The organism is Phenylobacterium sp. LjRoot219, assembly GCF_964252995.1.
In the GTDB taxonomy this organism is placed as follows: domain Bacteria; phylum Pseudomonadota; class Alphaproteobacteria; order Caulobacterales; family Caulobacteraceae; genus Phenylobacterium.
This window is the reverse complement of record NZ_CAXUQI020000001.1, coordinates 3246179-3269918: the sequence shown is the minus strand read 5'-3', so window position 1 is coordinate 3269918 and position 23740 is coordinate 3246179. Positions and strand designations below refer to the sequence as shown.

The 23740-nt window shown below is 71.2% G+C and carries 25 protein-coding genes; 14 read left to right on the top strand and 11 right to left on the bottom strand.

Translation table 11 applies throughout. From position 1 onward, the window contains the following. Positions 1-49 precede the first annotated feature (49 nt). Together ACSQ14_RS15980 and typA are read left to right on the top strand one after the other, a co-directional pair. Complete coding sequence (locus ACSQ14_RS15980) at positions 50-958, top strand: N-formylglutamate amidohydrolase (RefSeq protein ID WP_436014494.1); 909 nt, start codon at positions 50-52, stop codon at positions 956-958. A 540-nt stretch (positions 959-1498) separates the two neighbouring features. Continuing rightward, entirely contained in the window at positions 1499-3334 is a 1836-nt protein-coding gene (gene typA / locus ACSQ14_RS15975; RefSeq protein WP_436014492.1) for a translational GTPase TypA, read from the top strand. A 104-nt stretch (positions 3335-3438) separates the two neighbouring features. Here typA and ACSQ14_RS15970 read toward each other — a convergent pair whose 3' ends face one another. Continuing rightward, positions 3439-4056, bottom strand: a complete 618-nt coding sequence (locus ACSQ14_RS15970; protein WP_436014490.1) for a peptidylprolyl isomerase — start codon at positions 4054-4056, stop codon at positions 3439-3441. Between the two features lie 41 nt (positions 4057-4097). Beyond that, entirely contained in the window at positions 4098-4880 is a 783-nt protein-coding gene (locus ACSQ14_RS15965) for a site-2 protease family protein (protein WP_436014488.1), read from the bottom strand. A 102-nt stretch (positions 4881-4982) separates the two neighbouring features. On the opposite strand from ACSQ14_RS15965, the gene ACSQ14_RS15960 reads away from it, so the two are divergent. The 3 genes from ACSQ14_RS15960 (at position 4983) to ACSQ14_RS15950 (ending at position 7327) form a co-directional block, all read left to right on the top strand. After that, positions 4983-6014 (top strand): hypothetical protein, encoded by a 1032-nt coding sequence (locus ACSQ14_RS15960; RefSeq protein WP_436014486.1) that lies wholly within the window; start codon positions 4983-4985, stop codon positions 6012-6014. Positions 6015-6173: 159 nt separating this feature from the next. After that, a complete protein-coding gene (locus ACSQ14_RS15955) occupies positions 6174-6803 on the top strand; it encodes a superoxide dismutase (protein WP_436014484.1) in 630 nt (209 codons plus the stop codon). A gap of 164 nt (positions 6804-6967) precedes the next feature. Beyond that, positions 6968-7327 carry a hypothetical protein gene (locus ACSQ14_RS15950; RefSeq protein ID WP_436014482.1) on the top strand — a complete coding sequence of 120 codons (360 nt, stop codon included), beginning with the start codon at positions 6968-6970 and terminating at the stop codon, positions 7325-7327. Here ACSQ14_RS15950 and ACSQ14_RS15945 read toward each other — a convergent pair. Genes ACSQ14_RS15945 through ACSQ14_RS15925 form a run of 5 tightly spaced genes read right to left on the bottom strand, consistent with a single transcriptional unit; the run spans position 7324 to position 11244 of the window. Beyond that, positions 7324-8355 carry a sensor histidine kinase gene (locus ACSQ14_RS15945; RefSeq protein ID WP_436014480.1) on the bottom strand — a complete coding sequence of 344 codons (1032 nt, stop codon included), beginning with the start codon at positions 8353-8355 and terminating at the stop codon, positions 7324-7326. The two genes, ACSQ14_RS15950 and ACSQ14_RS15945, sit on opposite strands and share 4 nt — an antisense overlap. After that, positions 8352-8798, bottom strand: coding sequence for a response regulator (locus tag ACSQ14_RS15940; RefSeq protein WP_436014478.1), 447 nt, complete (start codon positions 8796-8798; stop codon positions 8352-8354). Before ACSQ14_RS15940 ends, ACSQ14_RS15945 begins: the two co-directional genes overlap by 4 nt. After that, positions 8795-10270 (bottom strand): sensor histidine kinase, encoded by a 1476-nt coding sequence (locus ACSQ14_RS15935; protein WP_436014476.1) that lies wholly within the window; start codon positions 10268-10270, stop codon positions 8795-8797. Before ACSQ14_RS15935 ends, ACSQ14_RS15940 begins: the two co-directional genes overlap by 4 nt. A 14-nt stretch (positions 10271-10284) precedes the next feature. Further along, positions 10285-10479 carry a hypothetical protein gene (locus ACSQ14_RS15930; protein ID WP_436014474.1) on the bottom strand — a complete coding sequence of 65 codons (195 nt, stop codon included), beginning with the start codon at positions 10477-10479 and terminating at the stop codon, positions 10285-10287. 18 nt (positions 10480-10497) lie between these two features. After that, positions 10498-11244: a YebC/PmpR family DNA-binding transcriptional regulator gene (locus ACSQ14_RS15925; RefSeq protein WP_436014472.1), complete on the bottom strand. Its 747-nt coding sequence runs from the start codon at positions 11242-11244 to the stop codon at positions 10498-10500. 116 nt (positions 11245-11360) lie between these two features. On the opposite strand from ACSQ14_RS15925, the gene ACSQ14_RS15920 reads away from it, so the two are divergent. Beyond that, on the top strand, positions 11361-11609 hold the full coding sequence (locus tag ACSQ14_RS15920; protein ID WP_436014470.1) for a hypothetical protein: 249 nt from the start codon (positions 11361-11363) through the stop codon (positions 11607-11609). A 4-nt stretch (positions 11610-11613) separates the two neighbouring features. Here the strand turns inward: ACSQ14_RS15920 and ACSQ14_RS15915 are convergent, their stop codons facing one another. Continuing rightward, the gene (locus tag ACSQ14_RS15915) at positions 11614-12210 is read right to left on the bottom strand and encodes a histidine phosphatase family protein (protein WP_436014468.1); all 597 of its coding nucleotides are present in this window, start codon (positions 12208-12210) and stop codon (positions 11614-11616) included. Positions 12211-12301: 91 nt separating this feature from the next. Between ACSQ14_RS15915 and ACSQ14_RS15910 the strand changes: the two genes are divergently transcribed. Next, positions 12302-13168, top strand: coding sequence for a patatin-like phospholipase family protein (locus ACSQ14_RS15910; protein ID WP_436014466.1), 867 nt, complete (start codon positions 12302-12304; stop codon positions 13166-13168). Between the two features lie 136 nt (positions 13169-13304). Here ACSQ14_RS15910 and ACSQ14_RS15905 read toward each other — a convergent pair whose 3' ends face one another. Beyond that, positions 13305-14471: a DegT/DnrJ/EryC1/StrS family aminotransferase gene (locus tag ACSQ14_RS15905; RefSeq protein ID WP_436014464.1), complete on the bottom strand. Its 1167-nt coding sequence runs from the start codon at positions 14469-14471 to the stop codon at positions 13305-13307. Between the two features lie 185 nt (positions 14472-14656). Between ACSQ14_RS15905 and ACSQ14_RS15900 the strand changes: the two genes are divergently transcribed. After that, positions 14657-16900, top strand: a complete 2244-nt coding sequence (locus ACSQ14_RS15900) for an ATP-binding protein (RefSeq protein ID WP_436014462.1) — start codon at positions 14657-14659, stop codon at positions 16898-16900. Positions 16901-16919: 19 nt separating this feature from the next. Here ACSQ14_RS15900 and ACSQ14_RS15895 read toward each other — a convergent pair whose 3' ends face one another. Further along, complete coding sequence (locus tag ACSQ14_RS15895) at positions 16920-17684, bottom strand: class I SAM-dependent methyltransferase (RefSeq protein WP_436014460.1); 765 nt, start codon at positions 17682-17684, stop codon at positions 16920-16922. A gap of 134 nt (positions 17685-17818) precedes the next feature. Here ACSQ14_RS15895 and ACSQ14_RS15890 point away from each other — a divergent pair, with 134 nt between their 5' ends. From ACSQ14_RS15890 to ACSQ14_RS15865, 6 genes are all read left to right on the top strand, one after another. Next, the gene (locus ACSQ14_RS15890; protein WP_436014458.1) at positions 17819-18496 is read left to right on the top strand and encodes a LemA family protein; all 678 of its coding nucleotides are present in this window, start codon (positions 17819-17821) and stop codon (positions 18494-18496) included. Positions 18497-18660: 164 nt separating this feature from the next. Further along, complete coding sequence (locus ACSQ14_RS15885; protein WP_436015448.1) at positions 18661-19431, top strand: TPM domain-containing protein; 771 nt, start codon at positions 18661-18663, stop codon at positions 19429-19431. Continuing rightward, positions 19431-20129, top strand: a complete 699-nt coding sequence (locus tag ACSQ14_RS15880; protein WP_436014456.1) for a TPM domain-containing protein — start codon at positions 19431-19433, stop codon at positions 20127-20129. The genes ACSQ14_RS15885 and ACSQ14_RS15880 overlap by 1 nt, the downstream gene beginning before the upstream one ends. 226 nt (positions 20130-20355) lie before the next feature. Continuing rightward, the gene (locus tag ACSQ14_RS15875) at positions 20356-21642 is read left to right on the top strand and encodes a sensor histidine kinase (protein ID WP_436014453.1); all 1287 of its coding nucleotides are present in this window, start codon (positions 20356-20358) and stop codon (positions 21640-21642) included. A gap of 27 nt (positions 21643-21669) precedes the next feature. Beyond that, positions 21670-22104 (top strand): DUF1810 domain-containing protein, encoded by a 435-nt coding sequence (locus tag ACSQ14_RS15870; RefSeq protein ID WP_436014451.1) that lies wholly within the window; start codon positions 21670-21672, stop codon positions 22102-22104. 146 nt (positions 22105-22250) lie between these two features. Next, the gene (locus ACSQ14_RS15865; protein WP_436014449.1) at positions 22251-22778 is read left to right on the top strand and encodes a TetR/AcrR family transcriptional regulator; all 528 of its coding nucleotides are present in this window, start codon (positions 22251-22253) and stop codon (positions 22776-22778) included. 10 nt (positions 22779-22788) lie between these two features. Here the strand turns inward: ACSQ14_RS15865 and ACSQ14_RS15860 are convergent, their stop codons facing one another. Then, a complete protein-coding gene (locus tag ACSQ14_RS15860) occupies positions 22789-23739 on the bottom strand; it encodes a type II secretion system F family protein (RefSeq protein ID WP_436014447.1) in 951 nt (316 codons plus the stop codon). Between the last annotated feature and the right edge of the window lies 1 nt (position 23740).

Here is a 23740-nt window from a genome sequence, read left to right as displayed (position 1 = left end):
GCGCGATGAACCCTTTGACGGCGTGAACGCTCGGCGTTGTATGGAGGCGATGAACGCCTGGGAGCCCCTCCGCGCCGACGCGCCCGAACCGACCGGCGCGCCGGCCTTCGAGCTGCGACGCGCAGTCGCAGCGGGCGAACCGCCGCCGACGCCCCTGGTGTTCGCCTCGCCGCACTCGGGCCGGCACTATCCGGACGACATGATGGCCGCCGCGGTGCTCGACGCGCACGCGATTCGCCGCTCCGAGGATGTGCTGGTCGACGACCTGATCGGCCGCGCCGACGCGCTGGGCGCAGCGGTGATCGTCGCCCGCTACGCGCGGGCCTATATCGACCTCAACCGCGAGGCCTTCGAGCTCGACCCGGCGATGTTCGTCGACGAGCTGCCGGCCTTCGCCCGGGCGCGCACCGCGCGGGTCGCCGCCGGCCTGGGCGCGATCGCCCGGGTGGTCTCCGAAGGCCAGGAGATCTACGCCCGCAAGCTGACCTTCGCCGAGGCCCGCGGGCGGATCGACCAGGCGCACCGGCCGTATCACGTCGCGCTCGAGCAGCTGATCGCCGAGGCCCGCGCCGCGCACGGCTTCGCCATCCTGGTCGACTGGCATTCGATGCCGTCGGCCGCGGCCCGCGCCGGGCGCGACCGGCCGAGCGACTTCGTGCTGGGCGACCGCTTCGGCGCGGCCTGCGCCGGCGTGCTGACCGCCGCGGTGGAGCACGAACTGGAGACGATGGGCTACCGGGTGGCGCGCAACTCGCCCTACGCCGGCGGCTACACGACCGAGCACTACGGCCGGCCGACGCGGCGGGTCCACGCCCTGCAGATCGAGATCAACCGCGGGCTCTATCTGAATGAAGGCACGCTCGAGCCGACCAAGGGGTTCGCCCGGCTGAAGGCCGACATGGAGCGGCTGACCACGGCGCTGGCCACGGCCGACTGGAGCGCGCTGCAGGCGGACTGAGGTCGCCTCTCTTATCGCTGTCATCCCGGAATGACGCGAAGCGGCATGTCCGGGACCCAAGCACACGGCGCATTCGAATGAAGTGCGACGGCGGGGCCGCGTCCCGCCGTGCCGCGCGGTGTGCTTGGGGCCCGGTCTTTCGCTGCGCGAAAACCGGGATGACAGCGGGGGGCGGAGCTTGGCTGCGACGCGCGTAGCAAAAAAAAAGCCGCGCCCGGGGGCGCGGCAAGTCATTAGGGAGGAAACGCCCAGGAAGGGCAAAGGCGTCAGCGACGCCTCACAGGCCGATTTATACGGTGCGATGCACAACGCGACAACCTGAACAGCATTAAATTTTGCTCATAGGGCTGGCAGCTGCGCTGATTGCCCTGCAAGAACAGGGGTTTGCGGGCGAGGGCATCTCGCCTATATTGCTGCGCTGCACAATGGAAGCGCCGCCGGGCGCATTCGTCGCTGCGTCGCAATTCAACTCCAAGCTGGCGGCGAGAGCCTCTCTCGCCTAAAAGCCCGCCTTTCCGCTCGTCCGAGACCTAAAATACCATGTCGCTCCGCAACATCGCCATTATCGCCCACGTCGACCACGGCAAGACTACCCTGGTCGACCAGCTCCTCGCCCAGTCCGGCGTGTTCCGAGCCAACGAGGCGACGGTCGAACGCGCCATGGACTCCAACGACCAGGAGCGCGAGCGCGGCATCACCATCCTGGCCAAGTGCACCAGCGTGCTCTGGCACGGTGAGGCGGGCGAGACCCGCATCAACATCATCGACACCCCCGGCCACGCCGACTTCGGCGGCGAGGTGGAGCGGATCCTGGGCATGGTGGATGGCTGCGTCATCCTGGTCGACGCCGAGGAAGGCGTCATGCCGCAGACCAAGTTCGTGCTCGGCAAGGCGCTGAAGATGGGCCTGCGGCCCATCCTCTGCCTGAACAAGGTCGACCGGCCGCACGCCGATCCCGACCGGGTGCTGAACGAGGCCTTCGACCTGTTCGCCGCCATGGGCGCGACCGACGAACAGCTCGACTTCCCGCACATCTACGCCTCGGGCAAGAACGGCTGGGCCACGCTGGACATGGCCAAGCCGAACGACAACCTGGCCCCGCTGTTCGACCTGATCGTGCGCCACGTGCCCGAGCCCAAGGTCGTCGCCAACAAGGACAAGCCGTTCCAGATCCTGTCGGTGCTGATCGAGAACGACCCGTTCCTGGGCCGTCTGCTGACCGGCCGCATCGAGTCCGGCAAGGCCGTGCCCGGCATGGCCATCCACGCCCTGTCGCTGGACGGCAAGGAAATCGAGCGCGGCCGGATCACCAAGGTGCTGGCCTTCCGCGGCCTGAAGCGTCAGCCGATCGACGACGCCGAAGCCGGCGACATCGTCGCCATCGCCGGCCTGTCGAAGGCCACCGTCGCCGACACCCTGTGCGCCATGGAAGTCACCGAGGCGCTGCCGGCCCAGCCGATCGACCCGCCGACCATCTCGATGACCGTGTCGGTCAACGACAGCCCGCTGGCCGGCCGCGAAGGCGACAAGGTGCAGAGCCGGGTCATCGCCGCGCGCCTGTTCAAGGAAGCGGAGTCCAACGTCGCCATTCGGGTCACCGAGACCAGCGAGAAGGACGCCTACGAGGTCGCCGGCCGTGGCGAACTGCAGCTGGGCGTGCTGATCGAAGGCATGCGTCGCGAGGGCTTCGAAGTCTCCATCAGCCGTCCGCGGGTGGTGTTCCAGACCGATCCTGAGACCGGACAGAAGCTGGAGCCGGTCGAAGAGGTGATGATCGACGTCGACGACGAGTTCACCGGCATCGTCATCGAGAAGCTGTCGGCGCGTAAGGCCGAGCTGAAGGACATGGGCCCGTCGGGCGCCGGCAAGACCCGGATCAGCCTGATGTCGCCGTCGCGGTCGCTGATCGGCTATCAGGGCGAGTTCCTGACCGACACCCGCGGCTCGGGCGTGCTGAACCGCGTGTTCAGCCACTACGAGCCCTACAAGGGCGCGATCGACGCCGGCCGTAAGGGCGTGCTGATCTCCAACTCCGACGGCGAGACCGCGGCCTATGCGCTGTGGAACCTGGAAGAGCGCGGGACCATGTTCGTCGGCGCCGGCGAGAAGACCTACGAGGGCATGATCATCGGCGAGAACAGCCGCGCCGACGACCTCGACGTCAACCCGATGAAGGCCAAGCAGCTCACCAACGTCCGCGCCTCCGGCAAGGACGAGGCGATCCGCCTGACCCCGCCGCGCCGCATGACGCTCGAGCAGGCCATCGCCTACATCGAGGACGACGAGCTGGTCGAGGTGACCCCGAAGTCGATCCGCCTGCGCAAGCAGGTGCTGAACCCGAGCTTCCGCAAGAAGCGCGTGAAGGCCGACGCCTAAGGCAATTCTCCCTCCCCCTCATGGGGAGGGACCGCTCGCCCCAGGCGAGCTGACCGCTCGCGGTCCACCCCTCCCTCGCAAAGGGAGGGGTTTTTTGTGCGCTCTTAGACCCGCCGCGCGGTGGTGATCGGCACGGGCGTCTGCAGGATCTCGCCCTTCATCGAGCCCGTCCCCTGGTTCGGGTCGACCGGCATCAGCAGGATCTGCTTCACGATCTCCAGCCCCTCGGTCACGCGGCCGAAGGCGGCGAAGCCCGGCTGCTGGTCGTCGGCGTCGAGATAGCTCTGCGCGCCGAGGCAGATGAACCAGTCGGCCTGGGCGGTGCCCGGCGCGTGGCGGCCCATCGAGATGGTCCCGTCGAGGTGGGCGAGGCCGGTCTGCCGGGTGCTCTCATGGGCGATCGGCGGCAGCAGCCGGTCCGGCAGGTTGCGCAAGCCGCCCTGCACCAGCCCACGGTCGGCGGAGGTTGGGTTCGGCGGCCGCGAGGCGCGATAGAAGCTCGCCCCGTCGTAGAGCTTGCGGTCGACGTAGCGCAGGAAGTTGGCGCTGGTGATCGGCGCGCGCTGCGTCTCCAGGGCGATGACGATCCGGCCGAGCGGGGTGGTCAGGGCCACCGGCGTGGTCGCGAAGCCCTCGGTCTGGGCGAAGGCTGGGGTAAAGGCGGACTGGGCGACGAGGGCGGCGGCGAGCGCCAGGAGGTCGCGGCGGCTGGGTTCGGTCATGGCCGAAGCTTAGCGCGCGCCGCCATCAGCGCCAGAACCGGTCAGCGCCAGAAGTGGAACGCACGCCAGCCTTCGCTGATCGCGGCGGGGTCGAGGCCCACCGCCAGGCTCAGGGTCGCGGCGGCGCCGAACAGCAGCGCGCCGGCCCCCGGCACCAGGAAGACCGCGGCCAGCAGCAGGACGATCGCCAGCCCCTCGGCCTTGCGGATGTACGGCGTCCAGGCCTGGGGCAGGAACGGACGCAGGGCGTTGAAGCCGTCGAGCCCGGGAATCGGCAACAGGTTGAGGATCAGGGCCATCGCCTGCAGGAAGGCGAGCAGGGTCAGCGCCGGGACCAGCGGGCTGTCCCAGCCGGCCGCGGCCAGCAGCCGCAGGAGGCTGGCCAGCACGATCAGCACCGCCAGGGTCGCGGCCGGGCCGGCCAGGGACGCAGCCGAACGCCACAGCCGCGAGCGCATCAGGTCGGTGCGCAGATAGACCGCGCCGCCCGGCAGGGCGACGCCGCCCAGCGCCAGCGCCAGCAGCGGGATCACCAGGCTGACGCCGACGTCGCCGTAACGGCGCGGATCGAACGAAAGGTAGCCCTTCTCGGCGACCGTCACGTCGCCGCCGAGATAGGCCACCGCCGCATGGCTGAACTCGTGGGCCATCACGCTGAGCACCCAGCCCAGCATGATGAAGCCGAAGGTCAGGATCCCCGGTGGCGCGCTGAGCTGCACCAGCGCAAAGCCGAGCGCCGCCCAGATCAGCAGCAGGGCGCCGCCGACGGCGTTGACCGGACGGGGCGGGGCGGAGGCGGGGGAGGGCTGGACGGTTTCGGTCACCTGTCGCAAAGGTGGGGGCGCGGACCGAAAGGGTCAATGCGGCGCCACACTCCCGGCAAAGTCCGGCCCCATGGGTCCGCGCGGAAAGTACAGAGCGTGCCGTTGACCCAAGACGACGACAACAATCCCTTCGCCCGTCCCTCGGCCTGGCCGACGATGCGCCAGGCGCCGTTCCGTATCGGGCCGCTGCCGAAGGGCGACGCGCCGAAGCCGCCGCCCGCGCCGCGCCCGACGCCCGCGGGGCTGGTGACCCAACCGCGCAACGTGCTGAGCGGCGGCGCGGGGCCCGGATTCTTCGGCGGGCCGATGAGCGGCGTCGCCGGCATGCCGCCGCGCGCGGCCGAGCCGCCGGCGGCCGAACCGCCTGTCGTGACCCCGTCTCCTGTCGTGACCCCGTCTATCGTCAGCCCGGTCTTCGCCGCGCCTGAGCCGGCGCAGCCCGCGCCGGCCGAGCCGCCGCAACCGGCGGGAATTCCCCCGATGCAGGTCGCCGAGGTGGAGGTGGTCGCCCGTCGCCGCCGCCGCCCCGCCGCCGGCCGCCGAGGCCCCCGCCGCCGCTCGAGATCGCCGGCGCCGGCGTCGGCCGAGCCGCTGTTCATCCCGCGCGCGGATCCGTCGACAGCGGGGCGTCGCGGCGGCCGCAAGCCGCTGATCGTGGCCGGCGCCGTCGCCGTCGCCGTGGCGGCCGCCTTGGCCGCCGTACTGGCGCTGCGCGGCCGCGCGCCGGAACCCGCGCCGGCAGGGCCCGACATCGCCATCCAGCCGGCCGCGCCGACACCGGCCCCGTCGCTCGCCGACGCCGCGCCCGGACCCGCGCCGGCGGGGACGATCAGATCCGCAGCCGCTGCCGCCGGCCGCCGCCCCGGCGCCGCCGACCCGGTCGCGTCGACCGCCCGGCGCACCGCGCGTCCGGCCGCCGCCCCGGTCGAGCCGCAGGCCGCTGCGCCCGCGTCCGTGCCGTCGACGGTCGCGCCGGCGACGTCTGCGCCGCCCGAGGCGCCGGCGCTGAGCGTGCCGACCCTGGAGCTGCCGCCGGCCGTGGCGTCCCCGCCGGCCGAGCCGGTTCCGCCGCCGCGTCCCGCGGTCCGTCCGCCGGTCGATCCCGGCGCGCCGATCTCGACCCACGGCGAGTAGGGCCCAAAGGCTCCCGGCGGGCCCGGTCTGGGTCCTCAATAAACATCTTGGCGCGATGTATCTGGGAACGATATATCGCCTGGGGGGTTTGGATCGCGCCGCTCGCGCCGGCACGGCGCGGACCGTCGCGCGCGAGTCGGCCAATCCTGGAGTCCGTTGATGATCACCCTCCCCGAACTGCCGTACGCTTATGACGCCCTGTCGCCGACCATCTCGGCCGACACCATGCACGTCCACCACGACAAGCATCACGCCAAGTACGTCGAGAACGCCAACAAGCTGGTGGCCGAGGCCGGACTGGAAGGCCGCAGCCTCGAAGACGTCGTCGCCGAGGCCGAGCGCCGCGGCCTGCCGAAGCTGTTCAACAACGCCGCCCAGGCCTGGAACCACGCCTTCTTCTGGGATTGCATGACGCCGAAGCGGCGCGATCCGCAGGGCGAGCTGGCCGCCGCGATCTCCCAGGCGTTCGGTGGCCTGCCGGCGCTGCGCGAGAAGTTCGTGGCCGAGGGCGCCGACCACTTCGCGTCCGGCTGGGCCTGGCTGGCCGCCGACGGCGCCAACCTCGTGGTGCTGTCGACGCACGACGCCGGCACCCTGGCGCACGACCGCCGCACGCCGCTGCTGGTCTGCGACGTGTGGGAGCACGCCTACTACCTGGACTATAAGCAGGACCGGAAGAGCTTCATCGAGCGCTGGTTCGACAGCGTCGCCAACTGGGAGTTCGCCGAGGCGCAGTTCGCCGCCGCCCAGGGCCGCAGCCAGCCGTGGACCTTCCGGATGGCCGCCTGAGGGCCCCAGTCACAGGCTCGTGACACGATCAAAAGTGTCCAAGGCTCAGCTTGCTCCGGCGGGCTGAGCCGTTAGTTTTGCCGACGCGCGCCGGTGCGGCCCCAGGGCACACCGGCTTACGGCGCGGACCGCGCTCCCATTCAGTTCCGGGCCGAGGACCGCGTTTGGCGATCGACTCCGATATCATCGGCTTTGTGCGTAAGCATGTCCGCTCGGTCTGGGCGTTGGAGCTGTTGTTGCTCCTGCGTCGCGACCCGGCGCGGCGCTGGTCGACGGCCGAGCTGGTGCGCGAGCTGCGCGCCAGCACCAGCCTAGTCGAAGACAACCTGCGGCGCTTCGAGGCGAGCGGCCTGGTGGCCCGCGAGGACAAGCACGCCCGCTACGCCCCGGCCAGCCCGGTGCTGGAGGCGTTCTGCGTCCGGCTCGAAGCCGCCTATCGCAAGCGCCCGGTGCGGGTGATCAACCTGATTTCGCAACCGGCCGAGCCGCCCGCCGAGTCGCCCGAGGCGGCCGAGCGGGGTTAGAGCGGCGCGGTCAGGGTCGCGCGCACGCCGCGGTGCTGCGGGTCGTAGGCGATCTGCGCCCCGAGGCTTTCGGCCATCGCGCGGATCACGCGCGCGCCGAGCCCGGTGCCCTGCGCCGGCTCGCCGGGCGTCCAGCCGCGGCCGTCGTCCTCGACCACCAGCCGCAGCCCCTGTTCGGCGTCATGCGTCAGGATGATCCGCACCTCGCCCGCCTCGCCGGGGCCGTAGGCGTACTTGCAGGCGTTGGTGATCAGCTCGTTGACGATGACGCCCAGCGAGACCGCACGGTCGGTGTCGAGACGCACCGGCTCGGCCGTCAGCCGCAGGCCGACGGCGCCGGACCAGCTGTCGGCTAGCTCGCGAACCAGGGAATTGAGGTAGGCGGCCATGTCCACCGCCTCCACGTCGTCGGAGGTGTAGAGCCGGCGGTGCACCTGGCCGATCGCCTCGATGCGCCGCTGGGTGTCCTGCAGCGCCGCGCGCGCCGCCTCGTCGGTCACCGCGCCGGCCTGCAGATGCACGAAGGCCGAGACCAGTTGCAGGCTGTTGGCGACCCGGTGGTTGACCTCGCGCAGCAAAGCCTGCAGGCGCTGGTTGCTGGCGCGCAGCGCCTCTTCGGCCTCGGCCGTCTGGCGGCGCAGCCGCACCTGCTCGAGCGCCTGGGAAAAGGCGTTGTCGAGCAGGTCGAAGAACTCGTCGCTGACCACCTTGACCACATAGTCCGCCGCCCCGGCCTTCAGCGCGGCGACGGCGACGCGAGTCTCGTCGGAACCGGTCACATAGACGATCGGCGGCGCATCGGGACGGCCGGCGAGCAGCGCCGTCAGCGTTTCGACCCCACTGAGGCCGGGCATGTAGTGGTCGAGCGCGATGACGTCGAAGCGGTCGGTGCGGGCCAGCGCGAGGCCCTCGTCGCCGTTGGCGGCGAGCGTCACCTCGTAGCCGCGGCGCGTCAGCGCGCGCGCGACGAGACGCCTGAGCCCCTCGTCGTCGTCGATGTAGAGAACGCGGCGGACCGCCTCGCTCAAGCGCCGGCCTCGATGTCGGGCACCTGGATCACCGAGAGGAACAGGCCGAGCTGGCGGATCGCGTCGGCGAAGCTTTCGTAGTTCACCGGCTTGGTGATGTAGACGTTGCAGCCCAGGTCGTAGCAGCGCTGGATCTCGACCTTGTCGTCGGTGGTCGTCAGCACCACCACCGGCGTACGGCGCAGCCGCTCGTTCGACTTGATGTCGGCGAGGATCTCGGTACCGCTCATGTCCGGCAGGTTCAGGTCGAGCAGCACCAGGGCGGGGCCATTGAACGCCGGCCCGCTGAGGTCCTCGTGCAGGTATTTCAGCGCCGAACCGCCGTCGGCGAAGTGGCGGATCTCGTTCATGATTCCGGCCCGGCGGATGTTCCGCTCGATCAGCCGCGCGTGCCCTTCGTCGTCCTCGACCATGACGATGGTGACGTGTCGCGTGTCGTTCATGCGGTAACGGCTTCCGGACTGAGTGTTACAGGCAGTGAAACGCGGAACGTCGCGCCGGCGTCAAGGGTGGACTCGACCGTGATTGTCGCACCAAGCCGGTAGCCGAGGGCCCGGACGTGCGCCAGGCCGATGCCTTCGCCCGGCTGATCCTGCACGCCGGAGCGGCGGAACAGGTCGAAGATCCGGCCGTGATCCTTGGTGTCGATGCCGCGGCCGTTGTCGACGACCTCGACCACGACCCGCTCGCCGCGCCGCTGGGCGCGCACCTCGATGCGGCCCGGCCGGCCGGGCTTCAGGTATTTGAGCGCGTTCTCGACCAGGTTGGAGAAGACCTGCTCCATCGCCAGCCGGTCGCTGACCACCACCGGCAGGTTCGGCGCGACCTCGATCACCGCGCCCAGCTCGTCGGCGCGGTGCTTCAGCGACCCGGCCACGCCGGTGAATAGCGCGCCGAGGTCGACCGGCTCGGGGGTCAGCACCCGGCGGCCTTCGCGCGAGAGCCGCAGGATTGCGTTGATCAGCCGGTCCATCTTCTGGGTCGAGGCGCGGATGAAGCCCAGCGATTCCGGCAGGTCGCTGGTCACCGCCAGCTTGGCGTCGGCCGAGAGCAGCTCCGGGGCTTCGGCCTCGACGCGCTCGATCAGGGCGTTGAGCGGTTTGGCCGCCGCCTCCAGCTCGCTGGTGAAGCCCATCACATTGACCAGCGGCGAGCGCAGGTCGTGCGAGACGATGTAGGCGAAGCGCTGGATCTCCTCGTTGGCGCGGCGCAGCTCGGCGGTCCGTCCGGCGACCTCGTCCTCCAGACTGGCGTTGAGCCGGCTGAGCGCGTCGCGCGAGGCGGTCAGGTCGCGGGTGTAGCGCCGGATCACCCACAGCGAGCCGATGGCAATGGCGAGCGTCAGCACGCCGGCGACGGCGATCACCGCGATCAGCTGCTCGACCGAGCTCAGCCGCTCGGTGTTGCGCTGCGCCAGCTTGCCGGCCTCGTCCTGGGACATCTCCAGCGTGAGCGCGCGCAAGGCGCGGGTCTCGCGGACGGCGATGTCCTGCTCGAAGTCGGCGGAGCTCGCCCGGCCCAGCGCCACTGAGGCGCGCGCCGCCGCAAGCTGCCGCTGCATCAGTTCCCGGGCGCGGGCGACCCGCGCCTGCTGCGCCGGGTTGTCACGAGTGAGGTCTTCGATGCGCTGCAGCGACTGCGGCAACTGGGCGATGCTGGCCTGGAAGGTTTGGGCGAAGCTGGCGTCCCGCGACAGCAGGTAGCCGCGCCTGGCGGTCTCCACCTGCTCGTTGAGGATGCGGTACTCGGAGATCGCGTCCTGCACCTCGTAGGTGTGGGCGACCTGATCGGTGAAGTTGAGGTTCTGCTGGGTCACGCGGACGCCGAGCAGGCCGATCGCCATCAGCGCCAAGAAGCCGGCGATCACCGCGCCCAGCACCAGCGCGTTCGCCGTCCGGTCGGAGAGCCTCGCCATGCGTGCGGGCGTACTCAGCGCAGCATCGGCAGGATCATCAGCGCCGCCAGGGCGAGCACCGCCAGCGCCAGGATCAGGCCGGCGCGCGGCCGGCCGCCCAGCAGCCGCTCGTTGGGCGGCCTGGGCGGCGGGCGACGGCGCGCCTGTTCGCGCGCCTGGCGGTAGCGGCGGAGGTCGGTGACCCGCGGGTCATCCTGGCGTCGGGGCATGCGGCGCTCGGGCCCTACTTACGAAGCCAGCTTTTCGAGCTCGGCCTCGGAGATGTCCTCGTTGGAATAGACGTTCTGCACGTCGTCGTCGTCTTCCAGCGCGTCGATCAGCTTCAGCAGGGTGCTGACGGCGTCGCCCGAAACCGGGGTCGGCGTCTTCGGCCGCCAGACGATGCCGGTCGACTTCGGCGCGCCGAGCGCGCCTTCCAGCGCCTGGGCCACTTCCGAGAGCTGCTCGAAGGCGGTGAAGATGGTGTGGGTTTCCTCGTCGGACTCGACGTCGTCGGCGCCGGCCTCGATCGCGGCTTCCATCACCTTGTCCTCGGAGCCGACGGCGGCCGGATAGACGATCTGGCCGGCGCGGTCGAACATGAAGGAGACGGAGCCGGTCTCGCCCAGGTTGCCGCCGTTCTTGCTGAAGATCGAGCGGACGTTGGCGGCCGCGCGATTGCGGTTGTCGGTCAGCACCTCGACGATCACGCCGACGCCGCCGGGGCCGAAGCCCTCGTAGCGGATCTCTTCATAGGTCTCGGCGTCGCCGCCCTGAGCCTTCTTGATCGCCCGGTCGATCAGGTCCTTGGACACCGACTCGGCCTTGGCGTTGGCGATCGCCAGCCGCAGCCGCGGGTTCATCGCCGGGTCGGGCATGCCGGCCTTCGCCGCCACGGTGATCTCCCGCGACAGCTTGGAGAACAGCTTCGAGCGGACCGCGTCCTGGCGGCCCTTGCGGTGCATGATGTTCTTGAACTTTGAGTGTCCGGCCATGTCCGTTCGGCGGCTTCAAATGGAGGGTCCGTTCGCTTCTACCCTCCGTGCGGCGCGCGCGGAACCCCTGCCGGAGGCGCGGGTTAGCGGGAAAGGGCGATAGCGAAGGTCAGGTCATGAGCGATATCCGCTACGAAGACTACGACGAGGTCATGCCGGATGAGCCGACCGGCGAGCTGGTCCACTGGATGGAGCCCAGGCCGATGACCTTCGGGCCGGCGGGCTTGTCGCTGGCGGTCGCCGGCGCCTTCGCGCTCGGCCTGGCGACGGCGTTGCTCGCCGTCGGCATGACGCGGATGAGCGGGCCGGAGCGGGGGCATCGGCTGCAGCTGGCGCCGAAGCTGCGGGCCCGGCTGCTGAACTAGGCCCTCAGGCGGCGAGCGCGCAGGCGATCTTCCGGATCTCGCCGTCGGCCAGCTGGAACACCGCATCCTGCGGCGCGTCGTGGGTCATCACCGTCTCGATCGGCAGGCCGGCGTAGACGCCGCGCAGCACCCGCCCGGTGACGCCGTGGCTGACGGCGATGATCCGCCGCTCGGCTTCCGGCGGCAGTTCGGCGAGCCAGCCGGCCAGCCGGGCGCACATCGCCGGATAGGTCTCGCCGGTCGGCGCGTGGAAAGCCCAGTTGCTGCGGCCGAAGGTCGGGCAGGCGGCGGCGAGGTCGGCGCGCAGGCGCCCGTCCCAGTCGCCCCAGCTCAGCTCGATCAGCCGCGGCTCGACCTCGATCTGCGTCAGGCCGATGCGTTCGGCGAGGATCTCGGCGGTGCGCCGGGTGCGGCCGAGCGGGCTGGCCAGGATGCGCCAGCCGCGCTCTGCGCCGATCAGCGCCTTGAGCTGCGCGCCCACGGCCTCGACCTGGCGACGGCCGAGGTCGGTCAGCGGGGAATCCACGTGCCCTTGCAGCCGGCGCTCGCGGTTGAACTCCGTCTCGCCGTGTCGAACCAGGTAGATCATCGGCTCAACCATTCGGGCGCCGCGACGGCCGAGGCAAGAGCGGGGCAATGGACAGCCTGCGCGGCGCAGCCGATGTTCGCCGGCGGATCAGAGGAGGGGCGGCATGACACGGGCCTTGGTGTTGGGCGGCGGCGGGCCGCTGGGCGTCGCGTGGGAAAGCGGGCTGATCGCCGGCTTCGCCCAGGGCGGCGTGGACCTCGGCCAGGCCGACTACATCCTCGGCACTTCGGCCGGCGCGATCGTCGGCGCGCGGCTGGCCAGCGGGGTCGCCGCGGCCAGTCTCGCCGATGCGCAGCTGGATCCCGCCCAGGTGGTCCATCCGCCCGCCGGCGGCTCGCCCGAGACGATGATGCGGATGGGACAGCTGATGCGCGAGGGGCTGGGCGGAACGCGCAACCCGGCCGAGGTGCGCCGCGAGCTGGGCGCGCTGGCGCTCGCCGCCGGGAGCGCGAGCGAGGCGTCGTTCCTGGAGATCATGGGCCGCGAACTGGGCCCCGTGCCGCAGCAGGGCTGGCCGGCCCGCGGCTTCGCCTGCACGGCGGTGGACGTCGAGGACGGCGGCTTCCAGCTCTGGCAGGCGGACTCCGGCGTCGACCTGTTGCCGGCGGTGGCCTCCAGCGCCTGCGTGCCGGGCCTGGTGACGCCGATCACCCTGAAGGGCCGGCGCTACATGGATGGCGGGATGCGCTCGCCGACCAACGCCGACCTGGCCGTCGGCCACGACCTGGTGGTGCTGATCGCCGTCCAGCCCCCGGCGGCGGCCGAGGGGCCGTTCGCCAAGCTGGTCGCCGAGGAGGTCGAGAGCCTGCAGTCGGGCGGCGCGACCGTCGTCGTCGTGACGCTGGACGACGGCTCGGCCGCAGTGTTCGGCGCGAACCCGATGGACGCCGCCAAGAAGCCCGAGGTCGCCCGCGCCGCGCTCGCCCAGGGGCTGAGCCAGGCGGCGGTGCTGAAGGATCTGTGGGGGTAGGGCGGCGCCAAACGCCCCCTCCGTCTCGCGCCTCGCGGCGCGATCCACCTCCCCCGCTGCGCGGTGGAGGATCTGGCCGAAGATGCTCCCCCGCCTGCGGGGGAGCTGTCAGCGAAGCTGACTGTGGGGGCGTTTCTTACGCCGCTCCGCCCACCGCCCCGCGGATCGCGGCGATCACCACGTCCTGGTCGGCTTCGGTCAGGTAGGGGTGCATCGGCAGGCTGATCACCGCGTCGGCCTTGGCCTCGGTGACCGGCAGTCCGCCGGGCGCGGTCGGGTAGCCGGCGTAGACGCCCTGCTTGTGGATCGGGATCGGGTAGTAGACCGCGGTCGGCACGCCCTGCTCGCGCAGCGCCGCGGCCAGGCCGTCGCGGTTCGCCGTTTCGATGGTGTACTGCGCCCAGACCGAGACGCCGCCGTCGATCACCGCAGGCGTCGTCACCAGGTCGCCGAGGCCCGCGGCGTAGCGATCGGCCACCCGGTTCCGGGCCGCGATCTCGTCCTCGAAGATGGTCAGCTTCTGCAGCAGCACGGCGGCCTGCAGGGTGTCCATCCGGCCGTTGATGCCGATCCGCATGTTCAGGTACTTCGGGTCGTGCTCGAAGGTGCGGCCTTCGAGGTCCGACTTCACCGCCTGGCCGTGGACCCGCAGGCTGACCAGCAGGTCGTGCAGCCGCGCGTCCTTGCAGAGCACCGCGCCGGCGTCACCATAGGCGCCCAGCGGCTTGGCCGGGAAGAAGGAGGTGGTGGCGACGTCGGCCCAGCGGATCGGGTGCTGGCCGCCGAGCGTGCAGCCGAAGCCCTGGGCGGAATCGGCGATCAGCTTCAGGCCGTGGCGGCGGGCGACCTCGGCGATCTTGGGATAGTCGGCCGGCTGGCCGAACAGGTCGACGGCGATCACCACCTTCGGGGTCAGTTCGCCCTTGGCCTGAACCGCCAGGATCGCCGCCTCGAGGCTGGCGGCGTCCATGTTGTAGGTGACCGGGTCGATGTCGACGAACACCGGCGCGGCGCCGACCAGCGGCGCGGCCTCGGCCGTCGCGGCGAAGGTGAACGACGGGCAGAACACCGCATCGCCCGGGCCGACGCCCCAGGCCATCAGCGGCAGCACCAGCGCCTCGGTGCCGGAGCCGCAAGTCAGCACGTGCGGGGCCTGGCCAAAGACGCCCAGGGCCGCCTCAAGCTCGGCGATCTCCGGGCCCATCACATAGGCGCCGGAGCGGACGACCTTGAGGATGGCGTCTTCCAGGGGCTGGCCCAGACGCTTCCGCTGCGCCTGCAGGTCGATGAAGGGAATGGGCATCGGCGTCTCTGAACTCTCGCGGTCCGCGGCGACTCACAGAGCCCGCCTATGGCATGCGCCGACGCGCCCAGGCCAGACACGGATGATGAGCTTCTGTTGCGGCTCGGGCGGCTTTCTCGGCCCTCGGCGCCAGTTTTTTGGGCGCGCTTAAACCTTCATTCGCCGAAGTGGCGCAGGAAGCCTGCATGTTCGCCATCGTCACATGCCTCGAGCAGCATGATCCGGTGCAGCTCGTCTGGGCGGTCCTGATCTGCCTCACGTCGGTCGGCGCCGGCCTCAGCGCCTACCGCCGGGCGTGCGCGGCGCAGGGCGCCTTCCGGCTGGCCTGGCTCACGGTCATGGCGTTCCTGCTGGGGGCGGGGGTCTGGGCGACCCACTTCATCGCCATGCTCGCGTTCGGCAAGCCGATGGCGGCGGAGTTCGGGGTCAATCTGACGCTGGTCTCGCTGGTCGCCGCCGGCCTGGGCTTCTTTGTCGGCGCAGGGCAGGCGGCCTGCTCCAATGGCCCCCTCGGGCGCGCCGTCGGCGGCGGACTCTGCGGCCTGACGATCGCCGCCATGCACTTCATCGGCGTCGCCGGGATGCGGCTGCCCGCGCACCTCGTCTGGGACCCGGCGATGGTCGCGCTGTCGATCGCGATCGGCGTGGCGGCGGCGGCGGCCTCGCTGGTGGTCGCCGGCGAGTTCAGGCGGTTGGGACGGGCGATCGCCTCGGCCGGGCTGCTGGTCGCGGCGATCTGCGGCCTGCACTTCACCGCCATGGCCGCGGTGACCCTGGTCCCTGCGCCGCTGGCCTATGAGCCGGGCTACTACGGCCGCGACGGCCTCGGCCTGGGTGTGGGGCTGCTCGCGGCGGTGATCCTGGTCTGCGGCGCCGCGGTGCTGCTGATGGACGGGATGAGCAGGGCCACGACCCTGGCCGCGCTGCGCACCTCGCTGAACCAGGTGCCCTGCGCGATCGGCTTTTTCGACCGCGGCTATCGGCTGATCTTCTGGAACGAGAACTTCGCCGAGGTTCTGCGCCTCTACGGCATCGAGGGGCGGCGGGGCCTGGCCTATGACGAGATGCTCGCGCTCGCGGAGGCCAACGGCCTGCCGCGCCATGTGGTGGAGGCGCGGCCGAAGGCGGGCGCCGAGGTCAGCGCGAGCAGCTTCAGCCTGTTCCGCGCGCCGGACGGCCGCTGGTTCGAGGCGCGCAGCGGCGTGACCCGCGACGGCGGCTTCGTCGGCCTGCTCAACGACGTCACCGCCCAGCGCGAGGTGATCGAGCAGCAGGCCGAGGCCCAGGCGCTGGCCGAGCGGGTCAGCCGCGCCAAGAGCGAATTCCTGGCCAACACCAGCCACGAGATCCGCACGCCGCTGAACGCCGTGCTGGGCATGGTCCAGGTGATGGAGCGCAATCCGCTCGACGTCGAGCAGCGCCGCCGGCTGCAGCTGGTCGCCGAGAGCGGCAAGTCCCTGCTGGCGGTGCTCAACAGCGTGCTGGACCTGGCCAAGATCGAGGCCGGCAAGCTCGAGCTCGACGAGCATCCCTTCGACCTCGCCCCGACGGTGAAGGTGGCGGTGAGCAGCTTCGAGACGCTGGCGGTCCAGAAGGAGCTGGCGCTGACGGTCGAGATCGACCCGCAGGTCGCGGGCATCTGGTGCGGCGACAGCGACCGGCTGCGCCAGGTGCTGTCCAACTTGGTCTCCAACGCGGTCAAGTTCACGCCGCAGGGCTTTGTGGCGGTTCGCGTCGGCCCGGCGGACGGCGGCGTGTGTTTCCGCGTGGTCGACAGCGGGATCGGCGTCGACCCGGACAAGCAGGCGGTGATCTTCGAAGCCTTCGCCCAGGCCGACGCCTCGACCACGCGCCAGTTCGGCGGTACCGGCCTCGGCCTAGCGATCTGCGCGAGCATCGTCCACACCATGGGCGGCCACCTCGACCTGAACAGCCGTCCGGGCGCGGGCTCGGAATTCGCCTTCGTGCTGCCGCTCGCGCGGGTCGAGGAGGCGTCCGTCGGCGCGCCGGCCGGCGTCGATGAGGCGGCGCCCCCGGCGTTGCGGATCCTGGTCGCCGAGGACAATCCGAACAACCAGCTGGTGCTGTGCGCGCTGCTCGAGCCGTTTGGCGTCGAGCTCACGGTCGTCGGCGATGGCCAGGCGGCGGTGGACGTCTGCGCGGTGGGCGGCTTCGACGTCGTGCTGATGGACGCCCAGATGCCGCGGTTGAACGGCGTCGAGGCCACGGCGGCGATCCGCCGGATGGAGCGCGAGCGCGGCCTGCCGCGGCTGCCGATCATCGCGCTGACGGCGAACGTCATGACCCATCAGGTCGCGGAGTACCTGCAGGCGGGCATGGACTCCTATGTCGCCAAGCCGATCCAGCTGTCCGAACTGATCGCCGCGCTGTCCGCGGTGCCGGCGCGCGCCGTCGGCGTCGCCGCCTGACCGGCTCAGGATTCCCGGCTCAGGCCTTCCGGAAGACCCAGATCTCGCCGACGTCGCCGAGGCGGACCGGCGTCTGCGCGGCCTCGAGCCCTGCGGCGGCGGCGAACGGCGTCGGATCGGCGACATAGTAGGTCAGCCGCTCGGGGCTGCGCCGGACGACGCCGCCGGCGGCGTCGCGCTCGACATATTCGATCACCTGGTCCAGCCGGCCGATGGCCTCGCGGAACCGCCGCTCGCGGACATGCAGCTGCAGCCGGCCGCCGCCGGGCAGCGGCCGGTCGAACGCCAGCGCTTCCGGCGGCGGGCCCGGCAGCCGCATCGCCTCGACCAGCGGCAGGTGCACGGCCGTGATCCCGCCGGCGTCGAGGTGTCGGGCCATGACGGCGAAGGTGTTCCGCCAGGCCGCGCCGGCCGGCACATGGGCCAGGGTGAAGTAGGTGCAGATCGCCAGGTCGAAGGTCCGCTTCAGATCGAGCGAAGTCATGTCGCCCTGCCGGAACTCCAGGCGCTCGGCGATCTCGGCGGACGCCGCGGCCTGTCGCGCCCGGGCCCGGACGAGCATGGCCGCAGAAAGATCGACCCCGGTCACCCGGAAGCCGCGCTCGGCCAGCGCGATGGCCACGCGGCCGGCTCCCGCGCCGAGTTCCAGCACCGAGCCGCCGGCCGGGCCGAGCCCGGCGTAGAGCGCGATGTCGCCGGTCAACTGGGCGTCGGCGGCGGTGACTACGTCGTAGAAGGCCGCGCTCAGGCTCTGGTCGGCGTAATAGGGGCGCACGCGGGTCATCGAATTTCGGGAACCTTCCAGGGCTTCGCCTTGTCCTACCTTAGGTCATGGCGTCGCCGTTGCGTCTGGCTAAGGTCGGGGCCAAATTCAGGCCGGCGTTCTCAACTCAAGTTTGGCAATTCGGGAGGCTGCTCGTGAACATCCTTCGCAACCCTGTGGCGCGGCTGGCGCTGCTGCTGGTCGTTCCCGTGCTGCTTGCGGGCTGTGGGATCAACACCATCCCCACGAAGGAAGAGCGCGCCAAGGCCGCCTGGGCCGACGTGCAGAACAACTACCAGCGCCGCTCCGATTTGATCCCCAACCTGGTCGAGACGGTCAAGGGCTACGCCGCGCAGGAGCGCTCGGTGCTGACCGAGGTGACCGAGGCGCGCGCCTCGGCCACCCAGGTGCAGGTCGACGCCTCGACCATCACCGATCCGGTCAAGTTCCAGCAGTTCCAGCAGGCGCAGGACAAGCTGTCGGGCGTGCTCGGCCGGCTGATGATGATCCAGGAGGCCTACCCGGACCTGAAGTCCAACCAGAACTTCCTCGCCCTGCAGAGCCAGCTCGAGGGCACCGAGAACCGGATCGCCATTTCACGGCGCGACTACAACGAGGCGGTGCGAGACTTCAACACCAGCCTGCGCACCTTCCCGACGGTCCTCTGGGCCAAGACGATGTATTCCGGCACCCAGCCGATGCAGCTGTTCCAGGCGAGCGCGGCGGCGCAGAGCGCGCCGAGCGTCAACTTCGGCGCCCCTGCCGTCGGCCAGCCGGTCACGCCCGGCTCCGCCCCGCCAGCCCCGGCTCCGGCGCCCGTGCCGGCGCAATAGAGCGGATCCAGCAGTTGGCTGAGCGCGCCCTCGCGGCAGGCCCCCTCCACCGCTTCGCGGTCCCCCTCCCCCTGTGGGGGAGGAGGGGTGGGGCTGCGGCGTCGAATCTCCTCCCCTCTTGGGGGAGGGGGACCCCGAAGGGATGGAGGGGGCTCGCCGCCGGCATCGCGCTGCTCGTCCTGCTCGCCTTCGCCACGGCCGCGCTGGCGGCGCCGAAGTTTCCGCCGCTCACTGGCCGGGTGGTCGACGAGGCGCACGTGCTGTCGCCGCAGGCGGCGCAGAAGCTGGACGCCGACCTCGCCGGACTGGAGGCTCGCACCGGCCGCCAGGTGGTGGTGGCGACCATCCCCGACCTGCAGGGCTACGACATCGCCGACTACGGCTATCAGCTCGGTCGGACCTGGGGCGTCGGGCGCAAGGGCGAGGACGACGGCGTCGTCTTCCTCGTCGCGCCGAACGAGCGGAAGGTGCGCATCGAGGTGGGCTACGGGCTGGAGCCGGTGCTCACCGACGCGCTCTCCAGCGTGATCCTGCAGCAGCGGGTGCTGCCGAAGTTCCGCGACGGCCAGATGGAGCAGGGGATCGTCGACGGCGTCGCGGCGGTGGTCCAGCAGCTCGAACTGCCCGACGACGAAGCCAAGGCCAAGGTCGCGCAGGCGGCCCAGGCGCAGTCGCAGGCCGACCAGGGCGGCGGGATCTCGTTCGGCGCGATCTTCGCCATCATCCTGATCTTCTGGGTGTTGGGCTCGGTGCTGCGCGGCTTCGGCGGACGACGCGGCGGCGGCGGGCTCTGGTGGCTGCCGTTGCTGTTGTCGAGCGGCGGCGGGCGCGGCCGCGGCGGCGGCTGGGGCGGTGGTGGCGGCGGCTTCGGCGGCGGCGGCTTTTCCGGCGGCGGCGGCTCGTTCGGCGGCGGCGGATCCTCGGGGAGCTGGTGATGCAACTGACTCCTGCCGACACGGCCGCGGTCGAAGCGGCGATCCACGAGGCCGAGCTGCGCACCCGCGGCGAGATCTACTGCGTCGTCAGCGACGAGAGCGGCGACTACGGCGAGACCCCGCTCGCCTGGGCGGCCGGGGTCGCCCTGCTCGGGCCGGCGGTGCTGCTGCTCGGCGGCGTGCACGTCGCCGCGCCGGACCTGTTCGGCGGCTGGAGTGCGGCGCAGGTCAGCGAGGTCGCCGAGGCCGCCGCGCGCAAGGCGCTGTTGGGCGCGATCCTGATGCAGGCCATCCTGTTCGTGGCGACCCTGCTGGTGGTGACCATCCCGTCGGTGCGCCGGGCGCTGACGCCGCGGCCCTTCAAGCGCGAGCGGGTGCGCCGGCGCGCGCTGGAGCAGTTCGCGGCGAAGAACCTGCACCTGACCCGCGAGCGGACCGGGGTGCTGATCTATGTCTCGTTCGCCGAGCACATGGCCGAACTGATCGCCGACGAGGGCATCGCCGCCCACGTCGAGCCGCGGGTCTGGGACGAGGCGATGGCGGCGCTGACCGCCGGCCTGCGCCGCGGCGCGGCGGGCGAGGGCCTCGCCGCGGCTGTCCGGCAATGCGGGGCGGTGCTGGCCGAGCGCTTTCCGGCCGACCCCGACGCCAATCCCAACGAGCTGCCGAACACTGTCGTAGTTTTGCCGCGAGCCTAGCCCAGCGTTTCCGGGAACGGTGGGAGGGACCTGCGTGTCGCACCATTCGCCCGTCCGGACGGGGACGGTTGGGGTTCAGACTTGTGCGCGGCCGTTAGGGCCGACAGAGTGGTCGCCTAACGGGAAGGGAGAGCCCGTGCGGGACTGCGGCCAAGAGGCGCTCGCTGCGGACGAACCGTCTTTCGACGACGTGGCTGACGCCTTGGGCTTGGGCGTCCCTTTCCGCATGCACCTCAGCCCCGACGGCCAGACCCGCTTCCTGCGCGTGGGCGCCAGCTGCCAGGCCATCCTCGGGGTGACGTCGGAGGCGCTGATGACCGACGAGCGCGTCCTCGCCGGCCTCATCCTGCCGGAAGACCGCCTGCGGCTGTTGGCGGACAAGGCCGCCTATGCGACCGGCCGCGGGCCCAACTCGGTGGAGATCCGCGCGCGTCCGCCCGGCGGCGACCTGCGCTGGTTCCGCCTGACCTCCGCCAGCCGGCCGTCGCCGGACGGCGGGCGTCTGCTCGACGGGCTGATCATCGACATCACCGAATCCAAGCGGCTGGCCGAACAGCTCAGGGAGGAGCGCCAACGGCTGGAGCAGGCGATCGAGCTGACCGGCATCGGCGTCTTCCAGTGGGACCGCGACGATCCCGAGACCGTGCTGTGGTCGGAACACCTGTACGCCATGTACGGCATCCCCCCGCAGACGCCGATCACGGTGGGGTCTTTCCGAGAGCTGGTCCATCCGGACGACCTGGGCCCGACGCTGGCCGCGCTGGACGACGCCGGGGATAAGCCGGGCGCGGCCGACCTGTCGTTCGAGCACCGCATCATCCGCGGCGACGGCCAGATCCGCTGGGTGCTGCAGCAGTTGCGGGTCCACAGCGACGCCGAGGGGCGCAAGGCGATCCAGGGCACCACGCTCGACGTGACCGAGCGGCGCGACGCCGAGGAATGGCGGCGGCTGCAGATGCGCGAGATCGCCCATCGCAGCAAGAACGCCCTGACCGTGATGATGGCGATGGTGCAGCAGGCCGCGCGCTCGTCGACGACGGTCGAAGACCTGTCGGAGCGCATCGTCGCCCGCCTCGGCGCCATGGCGAAGTCGCAGGACCTGGCGTCCGCGGCGAACGGCGCGGCGCTGACCCTGCCGCAGCTGGCTGGGCAGGTGCTGGACGTCTTCGACCTGTCGCGCTTCGACATCGATCCCCGGCTCGAGGCGGTGGTGCTGCCCGGCGAGGTGGTGATCGCCTGCGCCCTGTTGCTGCACGAACTCGCCACCAATGCGGTGAAGTACGGGGCGCTGTCGGCGCCCGACGGCCGCGTCGCCCTGACGCTGGAGCCGCTGCCGGACGGCCGGGCCGGCGTCGAGTGGCGCGAGCACGGCGGGCCGCGGGTGACCGCGCCGGGCCGGCAGGGCTTCGGCACCCGGCTGCTGTCCACCGCCCTGCAGACTCGCGGCGGCGCGGTGCATCCGGACTTCGCGCCGGAAGGCTTCACCGCTCATATCGAGATGCCGGCCTCCTGAGCCGGACGCCGCGCGGGAGGCGAGGCGATGTCCGACCCGTTCGACCTTCAGCGGTTCGTCGCGGCCCAGCAGCGTAACTACGCCGAGGCGCTCGCCGAGTTGAAGGCGGGGCGCAAGACCAGCCACTGGATGTGGTACGTCTTCCCGCAGATCGCCGGCCTCGGCGCCAGCGCGATGGCGCAAACCTATGCGATCGGCTCGCTGGCGGAGGCGAAGGCCTATTTGGCGCATCCGGTCCTGGGGCCGCGGCTGCGGGATTGCGTGGCGGCGGTGAACGCCGTCACCGGGCGCTCGGCGCACCAGATCTTCGGCAGTCCGGACGATGTGAAGTTCCGCTCCAGCCTGACGCTGTTCGCCCAGGCCGCGCCCGGCGAGCCGCTCTTCCAGCAGGCGCTGGCGGCCTATTTCGCCGGCGCGCCCGACCCGCGGACGCTCGAAGAGCTGCGCCGGCGTGGCGATTGAGCGTCGCCTGGCGCGCGACGCCGTTTGCTTCGAAGCAGCAGGTAGGGAACAGTCCGACAGCCATCCGGGGGGAGGGACGTTGGATATGAGACACTATGGGGCCTAAGTCCGCCTCCGGCGCGGGAACAGCGTCGACCGATGCGCGAATGGTGCGGACTCGTTCGGCCTTGTCGGCCGCCCTGCTGCAACTGCTTGAAGAGAAGGCCTTCGACCAGGTCACGGTGCGCGAGATCACCGCCAAGGCCGACGTCGGCTATGCGACCTTCTTCCGCCACTACACGGACAAGGAGGCGCTGCTCAACGATCTGGCGGCGGAACAAATCCGCGACCTGCTGGCCATGACCGTGCCGATTCTGTTCGACACCGACAGCCGGAGCGCCTGCGCCACGCTCTGCGCCTACGTCGGCGAACGGCGTAAGCTCTGGTCCGCGCTGTTGACCGGCGGCGCCGCGTCGACGGTGCGCGAGGAGTTCATCCGTCAGGCCAAGCAGATCCCGGCCGCCCAGGACGCGCCCGACAGCTGGCTGCCGGCGGAGCTGCGGATCGTCTTCCCGACCGGCGGGGCTATCGACGTGCTCGCCTGGTGGCTGCAGCAGAAGCGGCCGCTGTCGGTCGAGCGGATCGCCGAGATCCTCGACCGGCTGGTGGTGACGCCGACGCTGGAGGCTTCGTAGCCCCCGGGTCTCAGCCTTTGCTGAAGACCTCCACCAGCCGCACCGCCGCGGGCAGCATCAGCGCGCCCAGCAGGCAGGGGAAGATGAACAGGATCAGCGGCACCGTCAGCTTGGCGGACAGCGCCAGGGCCTTCTCCTCGGCGCGCAGCATGCGCTTGGCGCGCATGTCCTGCGAGAAGACCGACAGGGTCTCGCCGAGGCTGGTGCCCATCTCTTCGGCTTGCCGCAGCATGGTGGCGAGCGAGCGCGCGTCGTCGATGCCGAGCCGGTCGGCGAACGAGGTCCAGGAGTCCTTCCGCGCCCGCCCGGCGCGCAGCTCCAGCACCAGCATCCGCAGGTGGATGGTCAGGTTCGGATAGCGGCGGTCGAGCTCGTCGGTGACGCGGGTCACCGCCGCGTCGAGGCTGAGGCCCGCCTCGACCGAGGCGACCAGCAGGTCGAGCAGGTCGGGGAAGCCTTCCGCGTACTCGCGCTCGCGGGTCTGGCGGCGCGCCTTCAGCACCTGCTCGGGGCCGAGCATGGCGACGGCCGAGAAGGCGACGGCGAGCAGCACGCCGGCCGGGCCGCCGTCGCCCCGCATGATCATCGGCAGCACGAACAGCAGCACGACCGCGGTCGCGGCGGCCATGGCGGCGGCCTTGACGCCGAGGAAGATGACCGGCGCTTCGCGATTGAAATAGCCGGCCTGCATCAGCTGGGTGCGCAGCACCGACAGCTTGGCGGGATCGCGCACCGCGCTTTGCTGGCCGAGGCGGCGGATGGCGCCGACCACCTGTTCGCCGACCACGCCCTTGGGGGCCGCCGCCGGCGCCGGGCCGCCGCCGGCCATGGCCAGCCGGCTCCGGCGCGCGGCGCGCACGCGCAGCTCGCCGACGCCGAACCAGGCGACGCCGCCCAGGCCGCCGGTCGCCAGGAGCGCGCCGATGATGGTGATCAGGTTCTCGATCTGCAGGGCGGTCATC